Origin of the sequence: Gottfriedia luciferensis (assembly GCF_002156865.1) — a bacterium.
In the GTDB taxonomy this organism is placed as follows: Bacteria; Bacillota; Bacilli; order Bacillales; family Bacillaceae_G; genus Gottfriedia; species Gottfriedia luciferensis.
Genome location: NZ_NCTA01000061.1, coordinates 1 through 14,380, shown reverse-complemented (window position 1 = coordinate 14,380; position 14,380 = coordinate 1). Strand labels below are relative to the sequence as shown.

At 31.2% G+C, this 14,380-nt stretch carries 18 protein-coding genes; 6 read left to right on the top strand and 12 right to left on the bottom strand.

The features are described from left to right. Nucleotides 1-119: 119 nt before the first annotated feature. The 3 genes from clpP to B7R67_RS20640 all read right to left on the bottom strand — a co-directional run bounded on the left by clpP (nucleotide 120) and on the right by B7R67_RS20640 (nucleotide 1,994). The gene (gene clpP / locus B7R67_RS20650; protein ID WP_088072879.1) at nucleotides 120-704 is read right to left on the bottom strand and encodes an ATP-dependent Clp endopeptidase proteolytic subunit ClpP; all 585 of its coding nucleotides are present in this window, start codon (nucleotides 702-704) and stop codon (nucleotides 120-122) included. Nucleotides 705-734: 30 nt separating this feature from the next. Beyond that, nucleotides 735-1,451, bottom strand: coding sequence for a sigma-70 family RNA polymerase sigma factor (locus B7R67_RS20645; protein ID WP_088072878.1), 717 nt, complete (start codon nucleotides 1,449-1,451; stop codon nucleotides 735-737). A gap of 240 nt (nucleotides 1,452-1,691) precedes the next feature. Further along, nucleotides 1,692-1,994, bottom strand: a complete 303-nt coding sequence (locus tag B7R67_RS20640; protein ID WP_088072877.1) for a hypothetical protein — start codon at nucleotides 1,992-1,994, stop codon at nucleotides 1,692-1,694. Nucleotides 1,995-2,239: 245 nt separating this feature from the next. Here B7R67_RS20640 and B7R67_RS20635 point away from each other — a divergent pair, with 245 nt between their 5' ends. The 3 genes from B7R67_RS20635 (at nucleotide 2,240) to B7R67_RS20625 (ending at nucleotide 4,797) form a co-directional block, all read left to right on the top strand. Further along, the gene (locus B7R67_RS20635; protein ID WP_088072876.1) at nucleotides 2,240-2,599 is read left to right on the top strand and encodes a hypothetical protein; all 360 of its coding nucleotides are present in this window, start codon (nucleotides 2,240-2,242) and stop codon (nucleotides 2,597-2,599) included. A gap of 233 nt (nucleotides 2,600-2,832) precedes the next feature. Then, the gene (locus B7R67_RS20630) at nucleotides 2,833-3,600 is read left to right on the top strand and encodes a divergent polysaccharide deacetylase family protein (protein WP_088072875.1); all 768 of its coding nucleotides are present in this window, start codon (nucleotides 2,833-2,835) and stop codon (nucleotides 3,598-3,600) included. 231 nt (nucleotides 3,601-3,831) lie between these two features. Further along, on the top strand, nucleotides 3,832-4,797 hold the full coding sequence (locus B7R67_RS20625; protein WP_088072874.1) for an acetyl-CoA carboxylase carboxyltransferase subunit alpha: 966 nt from the start codon (nucleotides 3,832-3,834) through the stop codon (nucleotides 4,795-4,797). Between the two features lie 83 nt (nucleotides 4,798-4,880). Here B7R67_RS20625 and B7R67_RS20620 read toward each other — a convergent pair whose 3' ends face one another. Then, nucleotides 4,881-5,261, bottom strand: a complete 381-nt coding sequence (locus B7R67_RS20620; RefSeq protein WP_088072873.1) for a FixH family protein — start codon at nucleotides 5,259-5,261, stop codon at nucleotides 4,881-4,883. Between the two features lie 169 nt (nucleotides 5,262-5,430). Here B7R67_RS20620 and B7R67_RS20615 point away from each other — a divergent pair, with 169 nt between their 5' ends. After that, nucleotides 5,431-5,895: a hypothetical protein gene (locus tag B7R67_RS20615; protein WP_088072872.1), complete on the top strand. Its 465-nt coding sequence runs from the start codon at nucleotides 5,431-5,433 to the stop codon at nucleotides 5,893-5,895. Nucleotides 5,896-6,010: 115 nt separating this feature from the next. Here B7R67_RS20615 and B7R67_RS20610 read toward each other — a convergent pair whose 3' ends face one another. From B7R67_RS20610 to B7R67_RS22705, 5 genes are all read right to left on the bottom strand, one after another. Next, entirely contained in the window at nucleotides 6,011-6,637 is a 627-nt protein-coding gene (locus B7R67_RS20610) for a histidine phosphatase family protein (protein WP_158095157.1), read from the bottom strand. A gap of 143 nt (nucleotides 6,638-6,780) precedes the next feature. After that, a complete protein-coding gene (locus tag B7R67_RS20605; protein WP_088072870.1) occupies nucleotides 6,781-7,149 on the bottom strand; it encodes an NIPSNAP family protein in 369 nt (122 codons plus the stop codon). Between the two features lie 14 nt (nucleotides 7,150-7,163). Further along, on the bottom strand, nucleotides 7,164-8,027 hold the full coding sequence (locus B7R67_RS20600; RefSeq protein WP_088072869.1) for an alpha/beta fold hydrolase: 864 nt from the start codon (nucleotides 8,025-8,027) through the stop codon (nucleotides 7,164-7,166). A gap of 102 nt (nucleotides 8,028-8,129) precedes the next feature. Then, nucleotides 8,130-8,594 (bottom strand): GNAT family N-acetyltransferase, encoded by a 465-nt coding sequence (locus tag B7R67_RS20595; RefSeq protein ID WP_088072868.1) that lies wholly within the window; start codon nucleotides 8,592-8,594, stop codon nucleotides 8,130-8,132. Nucleotides 8,595-8,739: 145 nt separating this feature from the next. Further along, a complete protein-coding gene (locus tag B7R67_RS22705; protein ID WP_268876046.1) occupies nucleotides 8,740-8,874 on the bottom strand; it encodes a hypothetical protein in 135 nt (44 codons plus the stop codon). Between the two features lie 193 nt (nucleotides 8,875-9,067). Here B7R67_RS22705 and B7R67_RS20590 point away from each other — a divergent pair, with 193 nt between their 5' ends. Together B7R67_RS20590 and B7R67_RS20585 are read left to right on the top strand one after the other, a co-directional pair. Further along, nucleotides 9,068-9,898, top strand: a complete 831-nt coding sequence (locus B7R67_RS20590; protein ID WP_088072867.1) for a 5'-nucleotidase, lipoprotein e(P4) family — start codon at nucleotides 9,068-9,070, stop codon at nucleotides 9,896-9,898. 136 nt (nucleotides 9,899-10,034) lie between these two features. Further along, nucleotides 10,035-10,838, top strand: a complete 804-nt coding sequence (locus B7R67_RS20585; protein ID WP_088072866.1) for an alpha/beta fold hydrolase — start codon at nucleotides 10,035-10,037, stop codon at nucleotides 10,836-10,838. Between the two features lie 72 nt (nucleotides 10,839-10,910). Here the strand turns inward: B7R67_RS20585 and B7R67_RS20580 are convergent, their stop codons facing one another. The 3 genes from B7R67_RS20580 to B7R67_RS20570 all read right to left on the bottom strand — a co-directional run bounded on the left by B7R67_RS20580 (nucleotide 10,911) and on the right by B7R67_RS20570 (nucleotide 13,785). Continuing rightward, nucleotides 10,911-11,510: a response regulator transcription factor gene (locus B7R67_RS20580; RefSeq protein WP_088072865.1), complete on the bottom strand. Its 600-nt coding sequence runs from the start codon at nucleotides 11,508-11,510 to the stop codon at nucleotides 10,911-10,913. Beyond that, entirely contained in the window at nucleotides 11,510-12,646 is a 1,137-nt protein-coding gene (locus tag B7R67_RS20575; protein ID WP_088072864.1) for a sensor histidine kinase, read from the bottom strand. Before B7R67_RS20575 ends, B7R67_RS20580 begins: the two co-directional genes overlap by 1 nt. A gap of 113 nt (nucleotides 12,647-12,759) precedes the next feature. After that, nucleotides 12,760-13,785 (bottom strand): fatty acid desaturase, encoded by a 1,026-nt coding sequence (locus tag B7R67_RS20570; protein WP_088072863.1) that lies wholly within the window; start codon nucleotides 13,783-13,785, stop codon nucleotides 12,760-12,762. Between the last annotated feature and the right edge of the window lie 595 nt (nucleotides 13,786-14,380).

Below are 14,380 nucleotides of genomic sequence, written 5' to 3'. Positions count from 1 at the left end.
ACAAGCGTTTTCAATCAGTCTGAAAATCAGATAAATAGGACTTTATCTACAAGCTAAAAACCCCTTCTACGAGTGAAGGGGTTTTAATTTGATAATGAATATTCAATAGTTCGAAAAACTTAGTTTTTTGGATAGAGAATCTCATCAATAATTCCATATTCTTTTGCTTCTTCTGCGCTCATGAAATAGTCTCGATCTGTATCCAAGCTAACTTTTTCAACCGTCTGTCCTGTTCGATCGGCAATAATTTGATTAATATGTTCTCGTAATTTTAGTATTCGACGTGCAGAGATTTCGATTTCCGTAGCCTGACCTTTTGCGCCTCCGAGTGGCTGATGGATCATAATTTCACTGTTTGGTAGCGCATATCGCTTACCTTTCGTCCCAGCTAGTAATAGCATTGCGCCAAAAGATGCAGCCATCCCTGTACAGATCGTTCTAACATCAGGCTTAATGTATTGCATCGTATCAAAAATTGCAAATCCTGCAGAAGTCGATCCACCAGGACTATTAATATAGAGTGAAATTTCTTGATCTGGATTATCAGCAGCCAAAAATAATAATTGTGCTACCACACTGTTTGCTACATGATCATTAATTTCATCGCCAATGATAATAATCCTATCTTTTAGCAATCGCGAATAAATATCATAAGAACGCTCACCACGGTTAGATTGTTCAATTACATATGGTATTGTACTCATTTTGAAATCCTCCTTAAAGGCATGAATTGGCTATGCTGCCATACAGAGAGTGCTTGAAGGAGTTTGAGTTCGAGATTGGAATTTATTGAAAAACATTTTTGGAGTCTCAACAATACTATTTAATGAAGGTATAGCCTGAATAAGGACATTAGGGTCCTGTAATTCTAATGCTACATAAAAAAGTTCCTCAAGTTTTTCACGTTCTTCTTCATTCCAGAAATTTTCTACAGAAAGTAATTGCTCTTCATCATTTGTTTTTTCAAGTCTCTTTTTTGCGCGATGTAGGCTAGATTTAATCGCCATTTCTGTCGTTTCTAAAATGGTTGCGATCTCCTTAAATCGATATTGAAATGCTTCTCTAAGGAAAAAGATAACCGCTTGTTTTGGAGTAAAATACTTAAGTAAAAGCTCTACACTATTGATTTTGTTATCTGTTTGGTCAGTTACCGCAATTTTGGATAATTCATCATCAGAAATAATATTTTCACCATTTCTTTTCCGAATCACATCGATCCAATAATTGTATGCAATTTTATTCAATAATGCTGAGTTCAACTTTTCAGCTTCATAGTATTTGATTGCTTTTATAAAGGCTTCCTGTGCAATATCATCACCATCCCATTCATTTTGGGCAAGAAAATGACAATAGCGCTTTAATTTATGATAATACTCTTTCCAATAAAGTTCATTATAACTTTCATTTTGCTTTCCATCCTCTAAGCTGTGCAAGCTGAACTTACTAGACATTCTTGTTCACTCCTTTTTCACACTCTCTACCTAATAAACGTTTCAATTAGTTTAAAAGATACGGGGGCAAAAAGTTTTTTTATTAATGTATGTAAATTAGCTAAAAATTCTTCTAAATTAACTTCCTTTCTTATTCAAAACAATTAAGCAGATTTTCTATGAAAATAAAAAAACGTGACGTAATTGTTCACGCTCAAAAAATCCAACAATCGATTTTTTAATTTTCTAAATACGAATGAGTTATTGAAAGTAGTAACTTACAAACGGAAGGATGATTAATAAAGAAGTAGCGAAAAATACAAGGAAATTAGTGACTTTTTTAGATAACTTTACTTTCCCCTTTCCATTGTACCACCCACCAAATTGCAATTTATTTCGATAAAGAACAAACAACAGAATGATGATCGCAAGAAAAGCAATCCAACCAAATCGATCTACATTTACACCTATGGAGAAATATACTGTTTGAATAAATGCTCCTAAGATTGCTCCAATGATTCCGATTATAAGTATAATTCTTATTAATTCCAGAGTAACCCTCATGAAAATCACCTCAAATGACATATTTTTTCTTATTTAATCTTTATTAAACAAACGATTACATTTTCCTTTTTATATTTTTCTTTCAATGAATTACAAAATTGTTTAATTTAGACTAACTCTATACTATTTTTCTATATTTTATCAAATTCATCTTTAAAGGTAATTATTCCGTTAATTTTGTAGAACCTTTAGACATTCCTTGCATAAATTGATATAACTACTTGTCCCGCAGGAGGTGTTTTTATTTGAGTTTAGAAGAAACAAATCAAACACAAAATAATTCACAAACGAACATAAAAAAAGAATTAACTCCAACAAGAAAAATAGAAAAGTTATTTGAAATAAATATGTTATCCATCATTAATGAAATATTAAGTATGATAAAAATGAAATCTATACTAGTAAAATTACAAGTAAAACGGAAAATTCAAAAAGACGGAATAGAAAATAAAGAAGAAATCATGAAAGAATCCCAAAAGGAGTTAATTAAAGTTTTGTCGAATGCAATTGATGATTTCCAAGTAAAAATGACTGAGCTAAAAATCCAATTAGAAGAAATTGAAAAGAAAACAGCAAATGTAACAGAAAATGAAGATGATGTGTAACAAAACAAGTGAGAACCCTACAGTCTCACTCTTTTTTTGAATAATATATCCATCAACTAATCAAAGTGACATGTGTTTAAGTTAAATCATCTAAAAATAAGTAGCGCAGAAACCTACCTAAATTTCTCATTCTCTAAGAAAAAGCAATAAACGATTTATTAATTTATACGGTTATTTTCGCTAGAAACACAGAAAATAGTATTGAATTGTTATATTGCAAAGGAGAATTACGTATGAAGCATTGGATTACCTCTATAATTACATTATTTGTAGTTCTTTCAACAGCTTTCTCTACAGTTTTTGCCCAAGAAAATCACAAGGTTGCTATTGTGATTGATGATTTTGGTAATAATATGAAAGGTACTGAACAAATGCTCTCTTTACCAATACCGCTCACAATTGCTGTTATGCCATTTTTACCATCGACAAAAAAAGATGCTACAACCGCTCATGAAAAAGGATATGAAGTTATCATTCATTTACCAATGGAGCCAAAACGCGGTAAAGCAAGTTGGCTTGGTCCAAATGCCATCACAACTAATTTAAGCGATAAAGAAATTCGAAAACGTGTATTAGCGGCAATTGATGATGTACCATACGCAATTGGGATGAATAACCATATGGGATCAAAAGCAACTTCAGATGAGCGAGTTATGCGTATCGTATTAACTGTTTGCAAAGAACGTGGATTATTTTTCCTCGATAGTAAAACGAATTACTCAAGTATAGTATCTAAAATTGCAAATGAACTTAGTGTACCGGTTATTGAAAACAAATTATTTTTTGATGATTTATATACCCAAAATCATATAGAAAAACAAAGTAGATTATTATTAGAAAAAGTAAAAATAGAACCAAACATGATTGCGATTGGTCATGTAGGTGAACCTGGTGAAATTACTTCTACTATGATTAAAAAATACATACCAAGAATCAAACAAGAGGCAAACTTTGTGTTTTTATCTCAACTTGTTGAATCATTACCGATTCCTCTACATTAATTAAAAATACAACCTGAATATGAATACTATCCTCCACTTAATGTGGAGGATTTTTGCATTATAATTCAAATCTAATTAAATCGAATCCTCGAATTTCTCGTACAAAAAAGGCATCTATTTCAAAAACCACTTATTTGATATAATAGAGGGAATGTATTTTTACTCAGATAAACTAATTGATTATCTAATATCAATCATTAAAACATTATTTTTTTACTAGGAGACTACAAAATGAATTCGAATTTTGAAAAACCTATTATAGAATTAAGAAAACAAATTGAAGACTTAGAACAATTATCGAAAGACAACAACCTCGATCTATCTTCAGAAATAAAAAAATTACAAGAGCGTTTGTTAACGGTTGAAAAGTCAATTTATGATAATTTGTCACCTTGGGATCGTGTTCAAATCGCAAGACATAAAGATCGTCCGACAAGTCTTGAATACATCTCTCATATTTTCACAGATTTCATTGAACTACACGGTGATCGGTTATTTGGCGATGATAAAGCAATGATAGGTGGGATCGCTTCCTTTAATGGATTACCTGTTACCGTTATCGGTCAGCAAAAAGGAAGAAATACGAAAGAAAATATTGAACGAAACTTTGGAATGCCTCATCCAGAAGGTTACAGAAAAGCATTACGATTAATGAAACAAGCTGAAAAATTTAACCGTCCTATTATTACATTTATTGATACTCCAGGTGCTTATCCAGGTAAAGAATCTGAAGAACGAGGTATATCTGAAGCAATTGCTCGAAACTTACTTGAAATGGCTGGTCTGAAAGTTCCTTTAATTTCGATCGTTATTGGTGAAGGAGCAAGTGGCGGAGCACTTGGAATCAGTGTAAGTAACCACATACACATGTTAGAAAATACATGGTACTCTGTTATTTCTCCAGAAGGTGCAGCTTCAATCCTATGGAAGGATTCAAGTAAAGCCTCAAAAGCAGCTGAATCACTTAAAATAACAGGGAACGATTTAAAGGAATTAAACGTCATTGATACATTAATTCCAGAAGTAAAAGGTGGAGCACATAATGACCTTGTAACACAAGCAAAATCGATCGCACTTGCAATCGAAACATCGTTAAAAGAACTATTACTGCTGAATCCTGAAGAGCTAATTGAACACCGTTATTCAAAGTTCAGATCAATTGGCGAAGTTAACGAACTCCAGGAGACCCATCATTAATATTTATTGAAAATTTTTTATCCGCACAATACGAATGACATCTTAATAGCGCATTTTAAAGGAACTTCATTTGAAGTTCCTTTTCATTTCCTAAATATTTTCCGTTCTTTATTTCCTTCTTTTAATATGATTTGTTTACTCCATGTCCCTTCCATAGGAAGTTCTAATTTTACTTCGTATTCCCCTTTTTTAATTTTGTTCATTTCCTCTTTTACATGATGATTCATGCTTTTCATTTCCATTTTTAAATTAATCGAATCAACATCTACACTTTCACCGTTTTTATTTACTAAATTAACAATGTAAATATGAGTATGATTTTTAAAGGTTGATTGTTTTTCATGTAATGTTAATTTGATATTGTCTAAAAATGGACTTGATTGAATTTCTTCCTTTTTCCCACAACCCATACATGTTAGTGCAATACATATAATAAAAAAAGACAAGTAATGTAATTTCCTCATTTAACCACCCTCTCTTTATAAAAAACACTAATAAATACGATGTTTGGATTATAAGAAAAAGAAATTTCATTTTTAATAATTCATATATGTAACCTAATTCTACATATAATTGAACGGTTACCAATTTATTTTTCATCAAGAAATTAGCTCAGGAAGGAGTAAACTAATAATGTTAGAATGGTCTAGCATTGTTTTATATCTTCTACTTTCATCATATGTCATCATCATTTCAAATAGAAAAAAGGAAAAACTTTCTTGCACTGTTGGAAAAATGATTAGTATGACAAATGCAATGATGACAAGTGTTACAATTGGAACGATCTGTGGAATTATCTTACGAGATACAGATTTAGCCATACCAACAATTATTTCAATTTCAATTGGAATCTTTTGTGGCATATTAACGGGTAAACCTTTTTCTTTAATGGCTACATTAGAAGGAATAACTGCAGGGATTATGGGTGGTATGATGGGAGCAATGTTAGGTCTGATGCTACAACAGACGTATTTAAACATCTTAATTTATTTTCTAGATGTCATATTTGTTTTGGTGATGATTCTTTTAATTAAAGTTATTGACCAAGAAGTATACAAGTACAATAAGAATGATCAGTCTGTTAATCAATTCAACTAACAATCAGCTCAAAAATTTGTATCATTTCTACCGGAAAATATTTTGACATAAAAACACCCCGTATTTGTTAGGTGGTTTCTAACATTTACGGGGCAGTACAATGTAAAGGTAAGTTTCATGTAATATCCAAATGACTTATGTCGCAAAGTAAACTAAAATCTATTAATCTTTTTTCTTGATCAACATTTATGATTGTTAAACTTGTTCCATGAACAAATGGTAAGTCCCATAAATTTTCAAGTGGTGATTGTTTAAAATAAGCAACGATAGTCGCCAAAACAACTGCATGGGTAACAATTAATAGATTACCTTCTTCGTTCGAATTTAAGATGTTTTGTATAACATTTGCAATTCTATATCTTAATGCGATTAAACTTTCCCCACTATGTGGACTATGATCATATAAATGCGGCGAATCCCAAAGTGATGAAAATTCTTTTTTTGATCTTTCATTTATTTCAAATTTTGTTTTCCCCTCCCAATCTCCAAAGTTAATTTCTTTTAAACCATCCACTTCAATTATTGGGGTAATCAAATTATTCCTTAATAAATTAGCTGTCGTTACAGCCCTTTTACTCGAACTAGTATAAATTTTATTAAATGATACTTCAGATAGCATATTACTTAATCGTTTTGCATCCTCAATTCCTTTAGAAGTAAGTTCGGAATCTTTCGAGCCTTGTAAACGATTTTCAATATTCCACTGTGTTTCTCCATGTCTAGTTAAATAGAGTGTTAACAAATCCTTATCCTCCAACTTACTTTCTTTTCTAAAATGGCTATAAATCAGACATTCATAATTTAGAAGCTATAACCTAGGGCTCTTTTTCTTGTTTCGAAATTCTCTATTGTATGCTAGGAATATCCATCAATTCGACGCTTCCATTAAATTCGTTCTCGGGTACAAACAGAAAGTATTTGTTTAGGAGAATCATATGTCCCAATTGGGGAAGTAGAGGTTAAAAATTCTTGCTCACTTTCTTTAAAAAGCTCTCCTATTTCTCCTCTTCTCTTTTTTGCTTTTTGATGAAGCTCAGATTCTTTTATTTTTTCTTCTATCATTTCATATTGTTCTATATTTTCATACTCCCATATTGCCTCTATTTTATCTCTTGATTCATTTACCCATCTTCCAATCAGTGTTGATCCGTTTTTAATTTGATTGGGATATAAATAGGTATGAAAAAACTCATTGAACAACTCGTATTTACTTGGATCGATTTTATATGTTTTTTTTCTATAAATCATTGTCATATTCAACTCCAAACTTATTGTTGATAATTAGAAAATTGAGTTTTATTAACAAATTGACTTACTACTTCGATAAATCTTTTTTTCTCCTCTAAAAAAGGATAATGATTACTCTCATCAAAGATGACTAATTTTGAATTAGGAACATTTGTAGCAATTTCTTCTGAAAATTCTAATGGACATTGTACATCGTATTTTCCACAAATAATTAACGTTGAACAACTAATTAGCCCTAATTTCTTCGTAACATCATAGATTTGTAATTCTCGGCTAAAATAATTTAACCGAATTGCTGAGATTTTTTTATGAATTGGTAAATTAAAATATTCGTCATATAATTCTGGTTTAAGTAAAGATAATTTTGTTCGTTCAATTGAAAGATCCTCTCTTTCAGATTTGGATAGATTACTCTTTAATTTTTCCAATAGATTTTGCATTTTTTTATACTGAGGATGGTTTTTATTATAGATACAGTTATTCGAGAAAGTCGTGTAATCTCTAGCTGCAGCACCTACAATTAAATTATTGTTTAATGAATTTGAAAAATAGATACCATAAATGATTCCAAGCATTCCGCCAGTCGAATGTCCAGCAAAACTCCATGATGTATAGCCTAGTGATTTTCGAATTCCTTCTAAATCAAAAATTGTTTCTAGCATGCTTATTTCATAAGGTTCATGTGATTTTTCTGAATCCCCAGTCTCTCTTAAGTTAATTAAATATACTTTAAATAAATTCGTAAACGAGTTTGCAAAATAATCACCTGATTCATTAAACTCAGAGTAATGATGCGTTACACATAGTGGTTCTCCATACCCTTTACAAAATACCTCGAACACCCCTCGTTCCGTTTCTATTATTCTTCTCTCCCACTGCTCCATAATTAACCCCTAATTTTTCGACATACTTAGTAATTCTTTGAAAAAGAAAACAATTCCTATTACCTACACCAAAGTTCACATATTATTCAAATTTGAAAGTCTTTATCTTATAACTGTATAAAACCAAACTTCTTCTTCACCATAACTATAGCCTGCATATTGAAATCCATATTGTTTATATAGATTCATTGCTAACTTATTATCCTTATGAACTGTTAAACGGATTTCACCACAATGAGTAAATCGATTTTTAATCCATTTCACCATCTCATCTAATGCGGTTTTTCCATATCCTTTCCCCTGAAACTTTTTGTCGATTAAAAATCCATTTATCCAAAAGCTATTTGTTGTATTTTCTTCAAACGCATGCATTATAAACCCTACCATCGTATCGCCATCATAAATTGCAAATGGAATATATTCCACATTGTCACCATCTGGTTTTATATAAACTTTTGCAATCGAAACCGCTACTGAAGGTACATAACTCAATTGTTCCTTGGATACTTCAAGTTGAATGGCTTCTTCCCAATTTTCTCTTGTTACGATTTTAAGTTGAATACTCATCTCCATGACCTCTCTTTATTCTTTATTCTTTAATGTTGATGATTTTCGTTAAAGAATGCTCGCTTATTAAGAGCAGGAACAAGGAAAAACAGGATCAAGGGAAGATCTTCTATTTTTCGCCCTTAGCTTTCCATTCCTTCCTGCTTTACTTGTCTTTCCTGCCCTTCTTGCCTTCCTGCTTTACCTGTCTTTCCTGCCCTTCCTGCCTTTCCTGCCTTCTTGCCTTCCTGCTTTCCCTGTCTTTCCTGCCCTTCCTGACTTTCCTGCCTTTCTTAATCATACCATTATTTCCCAAAATTGTTTTTATTCTGAATTTATCTTTTTATCCTAATTACGGTAAATGAAATTTTTAATTCATCTACGAATATTTTTCCGACTTTTGGTAATACCAACTTTGAAAAGTATATTTTAAAGTTGGGAAATCTTCTTTATTTGAATCAGTTAAAATTTATTAAATATGAAAGGAGAAAGAGATGAAAAAAAGTATAATTGTAGCTTCGATACTATCTGCATTTTCGATTGGTTCATTAACAGGAATCAGTTTTAGTAAAGCTGAACTTGAAAGAAGCACGCAAGAGCATAATGTAATGTCTACAAATTGGTTTCAAACATCTGCTGAAAATAAAGCCTTACAAATTCAAATTTATAATCAAGCAACAAAGGAATTAGCTGAGACAATGAAAAAAAGGAAAGAAAATGAGAAATTAGTAAATAAACCATCGAAACCTGCCGCTGTTGTATTAGATATTGATGAAACGATTCTAGATAATTCCCCTGATACAGCTTGGTCTATTAAAAATAATACTTCATACCCACAAGGATGGGATAAATGGATTCGTATGGCTAAAGCAGAATTAATTCCTGGCGCTAAAGATTTCTTACTTGCAGCGAAAAAAATGAATGTTGATATTTTTTATATAACGAATCGTTCTGAAAAAACCCGAAATGATACAATTCGTAATATGAAATTGCACCATTTACCCAATGTTGATTCAAATCATTTATTTTTTAAAACTGATACTGGACAAAAAGGACCAAGACAAGATGAAATTGCCAAAACTCATGATATTGTCATGTTAGTTGGTGATAATACAAATGATCTATCCGATATTTTTTATCGAGCTGATTTAAAAACTAGAAAAGAGAATGTTGACAAGATTGCAAAAGAATTAGGTGTCAAATATATCCAGCTTCCAAATCCAATGTATGGGGATTGGGAAGATGCTATTTATCAATATAAAATGAGAAAAACTGACGATGAAAAAGCAATGGATCGATATAATTCTTTACAGCCAATGAATTGAACTTTATTAGGTTAGAAGAGTTTCCCCACTCCTCTAACCTTTCTTATTGCGTACAAAAAAGCGTATTGTCATGAACTTTCATATTTAGAAATAAAATAAGAATGAATACAATTAAAAGCCAATGGGGGCGATTAAATTGGCATATATTGAATTAGATTCTGAAACACAGCTCTATTATGAAGATTATGGTGAAGGTCAAACAATTATTTTTGTACATGGAGTTATGATGAGCAGTCGGTTCTTTCATAAACAAGTTCCTTATTTTAAGAAAGATTATCGTGTTATTACGTTAGATTTACGATCACATGGAAAATCCTCAAAAGTCCAATATGGGCATACAGTTGCACAATATGCTCGAGATTTAAAAAGTTTTATTGATAAATTAGATTTAAAGGATGTTATTTTAGTAGGCTGGTCAATGGGTGCATTTGTATTATGGGACTATGTGAACCAATTTGGAACGAAAAATATTAAAGCTTTAACAGTTGTTGATCAATCTGCTTCTGATTATATTTGGCCAGATTGGGAGTATGGTGCATTTGATTTTACGATTTTAAAAAATGTAATGCAATCAATTCAAGAAGAACAGAACAAATTTAATAGTGATTTTATATACGGAATGTTTAAAGACCATCCTAATCCAAATGATCATAAATGGATATTAGAGGAAATGAACAAGCTACCAGCAGCAATCGCAAGTACAATTGTCTTTAACCAAACAGCTGTAGATTATCGAGATACTTTTTGTAATATTGATATCCCTACATTAATTTGTTTTGGTAGTCATGGGTTTTTCCCATTAGCAGCTGGCGAATATATTCAAAACAAAATAAAAGATTCTAAGTTTGTCCCGTTTTATAATAGTAGTCATCTATTATTTTTAGAAGAAACTGAAAAGTTTAATCATGAGCTAGATGAATTTTTTAAAGGATTAAACTGATGATTATACGAAAAAGGGAAAGCATAATTAAGGAAGAACTTAAATTTCTTTCCTTAATGCTTTCCCTTCTTTTCACTTAAACCAACCTTTTTCCTTCGATTGTTTAATCGCTTCGATTCTATTTTTAACTTCTAACTTATCCAAAATCATAGAAATATAATTACGCACCGTTCCAGTTTTAAGACTTAATTCATCTGCAATTTCCTGTGTATTTTTCCCGTCGGCTACAAGTTCCAATACTTCTTTTTCACGTTCAGTTAATGGATTCTCTTCACTATAGACATCGTCCATTAATTCAGGTGCATATATTCTTTTACCTGCAATTATACTGCGAATAGAACTTGCCAATTCTTCACTTGGACTATCTTTTAATAAATATCCTTTTACACCTGCTTTAAGTGCCCTTTGAAAATAACCAGATCGAGCAAATGTTGTTAAAATAATAACTTTACAATTGTCTAATATTAATTCTTCAGCTGCCTCTAGACCAGTTTTACTTGGCATTTCAATATCCATAATACAAATATCAGGTTGTAATTTCTTTACGAGTTTTACAGCTTCTTCACCATCTGAAGCCTGACCGACGACTTCCATATCATCTTCTAAATTAAGTAATGATCCTAAGGCTCCTAAAAGCAAACGTTGGTCTTCCGCGATAACGATCCGTATCATTAAAGTTCCTCCCTATCAATTTGTTTTACATCTATTGGAACTTTCATAATTAAAGTCATACCATTTTCACAGATAACCTCTAGCGTTCCGTTAACAAATTCGAGCCGTTCTTTCATTCCGATCAGTCCATAACCAGTCGTAAACTTTTGTGTATTAGCACACCCAACACCATTATCCATGACAGAAAAGATAATTTCATTTTTCGTTTGTTTAATTGATATTTTACATAAAGTAGCGCTGCTATGTTTAACAACATTTGTTACTGCTTCTTTTAAACACATACTGACAATATTTTCAGTAAGTAAAGATACATTTGATAAAGTAAGATTATCATTACATTCAAAAGATATTTCTGCTGCATGTAGAATTTGTTTGATTCGAGTGAGCTCATCTTTAATTCGAATTCCACGCATTTGTGAAACGATTTTTCGAACTTCATTTAAAGCTGTTCTAGCAGTCTGCTGAACATCCATCAATTCGCTTTGAGCCTTCACTGGATCCTTTGTGATTAACTTCCTAGCTAAATCACTTTTCAGACCGATAAGTGACAGCTTTTGACCAAGCGTATCATGGAGATCTCGTGCTATTCTTTGTCTCTCTTCAAGTTTTACTAGGTCTGAAATTCGTTTATTTGCATCTACTAATTTTTCTTCCAATTGCCCTTTTTCATTTCGACTATAGATACTAAATGGTAACAATATGACACTAATCCAAGTAATAATGATAAATGGTAACTGCCTAATAATTAATTCTTCTTGTAGAATTATCGTGATGTTAATCGAAATTGTAGTAATCACTAAATGTAGTATATATAAAGTTAAAAAAGTAACTTTATTCTTTTTATTTCCGATCATATATGCAATGAAAAAAGCAAAATAAATATAACTAAAAAGAATATTCATTGCAGTAGATATTCCAATTAAAATGGATGACCAAAGAAAAATAGACCAACCTTTTGATATATAAGCAAAACGGTATAGAACTAAAAATAAAATTGTAAGGATAATACCTATTACGATTTTTAATGTTGAATGCGCGGAAAGAAATATAAAGTAAAACGGTGATATTCCTAAAACAGTCCATATATATGGAGATATTCCTGTACTTCTTAGGAAAATTAAATACCTTTTAAACATAAATTAACCTCTTCATTTAGTCGTAAAATGTTCATTCTCAATCAATTTTACCATAATTATGTAAAGTTAATCTGAATTTATTCAGTAAAGATCGCTACTAAAAAATCAAAAGCTCAGACAGAGTCTGAACTTTCTCGATTGACTTTATATAATGATTTAAGCTCTTTGAATCCAATAAACTGTTTATTCTCCTCATCCCATAATCGGAAATTTATAGATTTTAAACTCGTTTTCAGCGTAATTGTCGGTACATTTTGTAATGGAACCGTATTATTATGAACTTCTTCTAAATTATAATTAGGTACTCTTGGAGATAAGTGATGAACATGGTGATAACCGATATTACCTGTTAACCACTGTAATAATTTCGGCAGTTTATAAAATGAGCTTCCTTCTACTGCTGCTTTTACATAATCCCAATTTTCATCTTCTTCAAAATAAGTATCTTCAAATTGATGTTGTACATAGAAAAGCCAAATGCCAAGAACAGCAGATACGAAAAAGATTGGACCTTCGATCAATAAAAAGGTTTGCCATCCAATGTTCCAGCAAAAAAGCGCTGATACACCAACAATTAAAAGATTCGTTAAATACGTATTAAGACGTTCTTTTAGTTTTGCGTTTTTCGTATTGAATCGATTTGAAATTAACACGATATAGATTGGACCTAAACCAAACATAATTAAAGGGTTACGGTATAGACGATATTGTATTTTCGTCCAGATAGGAGCTGCTAAATATTCATCCACTGTAAGAACCCACATATCTCCGATTCCGCGTTTATCTAAATTACCACTAGTAGCATGGTGAATCGAATGACTGTGCTTCCACTGACTAAATGGAAATAAAGTGACAACTCCAGTAATCGTACCTAGAATTTTATTCGCTGTCTTGTTTTTAAAGAATGATTGGTGACAGCAATCATGAAATATAATGAAGATTCGAATTAAGAATAGTCCTGCAAGAACATCCAGAAATAATGTTAAAATAACTGATGTAGAAATACTCTTGTAAGCAAGATACCATAAAATAATAAAAGGTATAAAGGTATTTATCATTTGCCAAATACTTGCTTTTAAATTTGATTTTTCATAAGGGATTACTTGTTTACGTAAATTCTTTTGGCTTTGTTGTGACATTTAGAAATTCCTTCCATATGTTGTAACTTAGTTTTAGTATGTAATCTTAATTATATAAGTTAAAATTCCTATTGGTAGTAGCAGGCGTCACATGCCTAATATGACAAATGTCATATTTAGTAAAACGTTTTCTTTTTTTGTTTAAATTGATTTCATTACAATGTTAAAAGTTTTTATTTTCCAGCTAATTTTTATTCTTTAAAATTGAAATTTTGTTAAGAAATTAACCATTTTATCTTCTCTTTAAAAATTAAAAAAACAAAAAAAGTAATACTTAAATAGTATTACTTTTGAAACAGGAATTTGTTAAATAGTTATAAAACATTTACCATTGAAAATTAAGTTTTGTGATGTTGATTTCAACTACAGGGTTCTCGCTTTCCATGGGGCGAGACCTGAGCCTCCTCGGCACGCCTGCGGGGTCTCAGCCTTCTCGCATTTCCCATAGGAGTCGAGCACCCTTTCGTTCCAATCAACTTATTCTTCAATTAAAGTATTCTTTCAAAAACAATTTAAAAATTCTTTACAGTAAACAAATTAGTTTAAACGACAATTGCTCTAAACAGATTATCATTTATATTCATTAATTGATCAT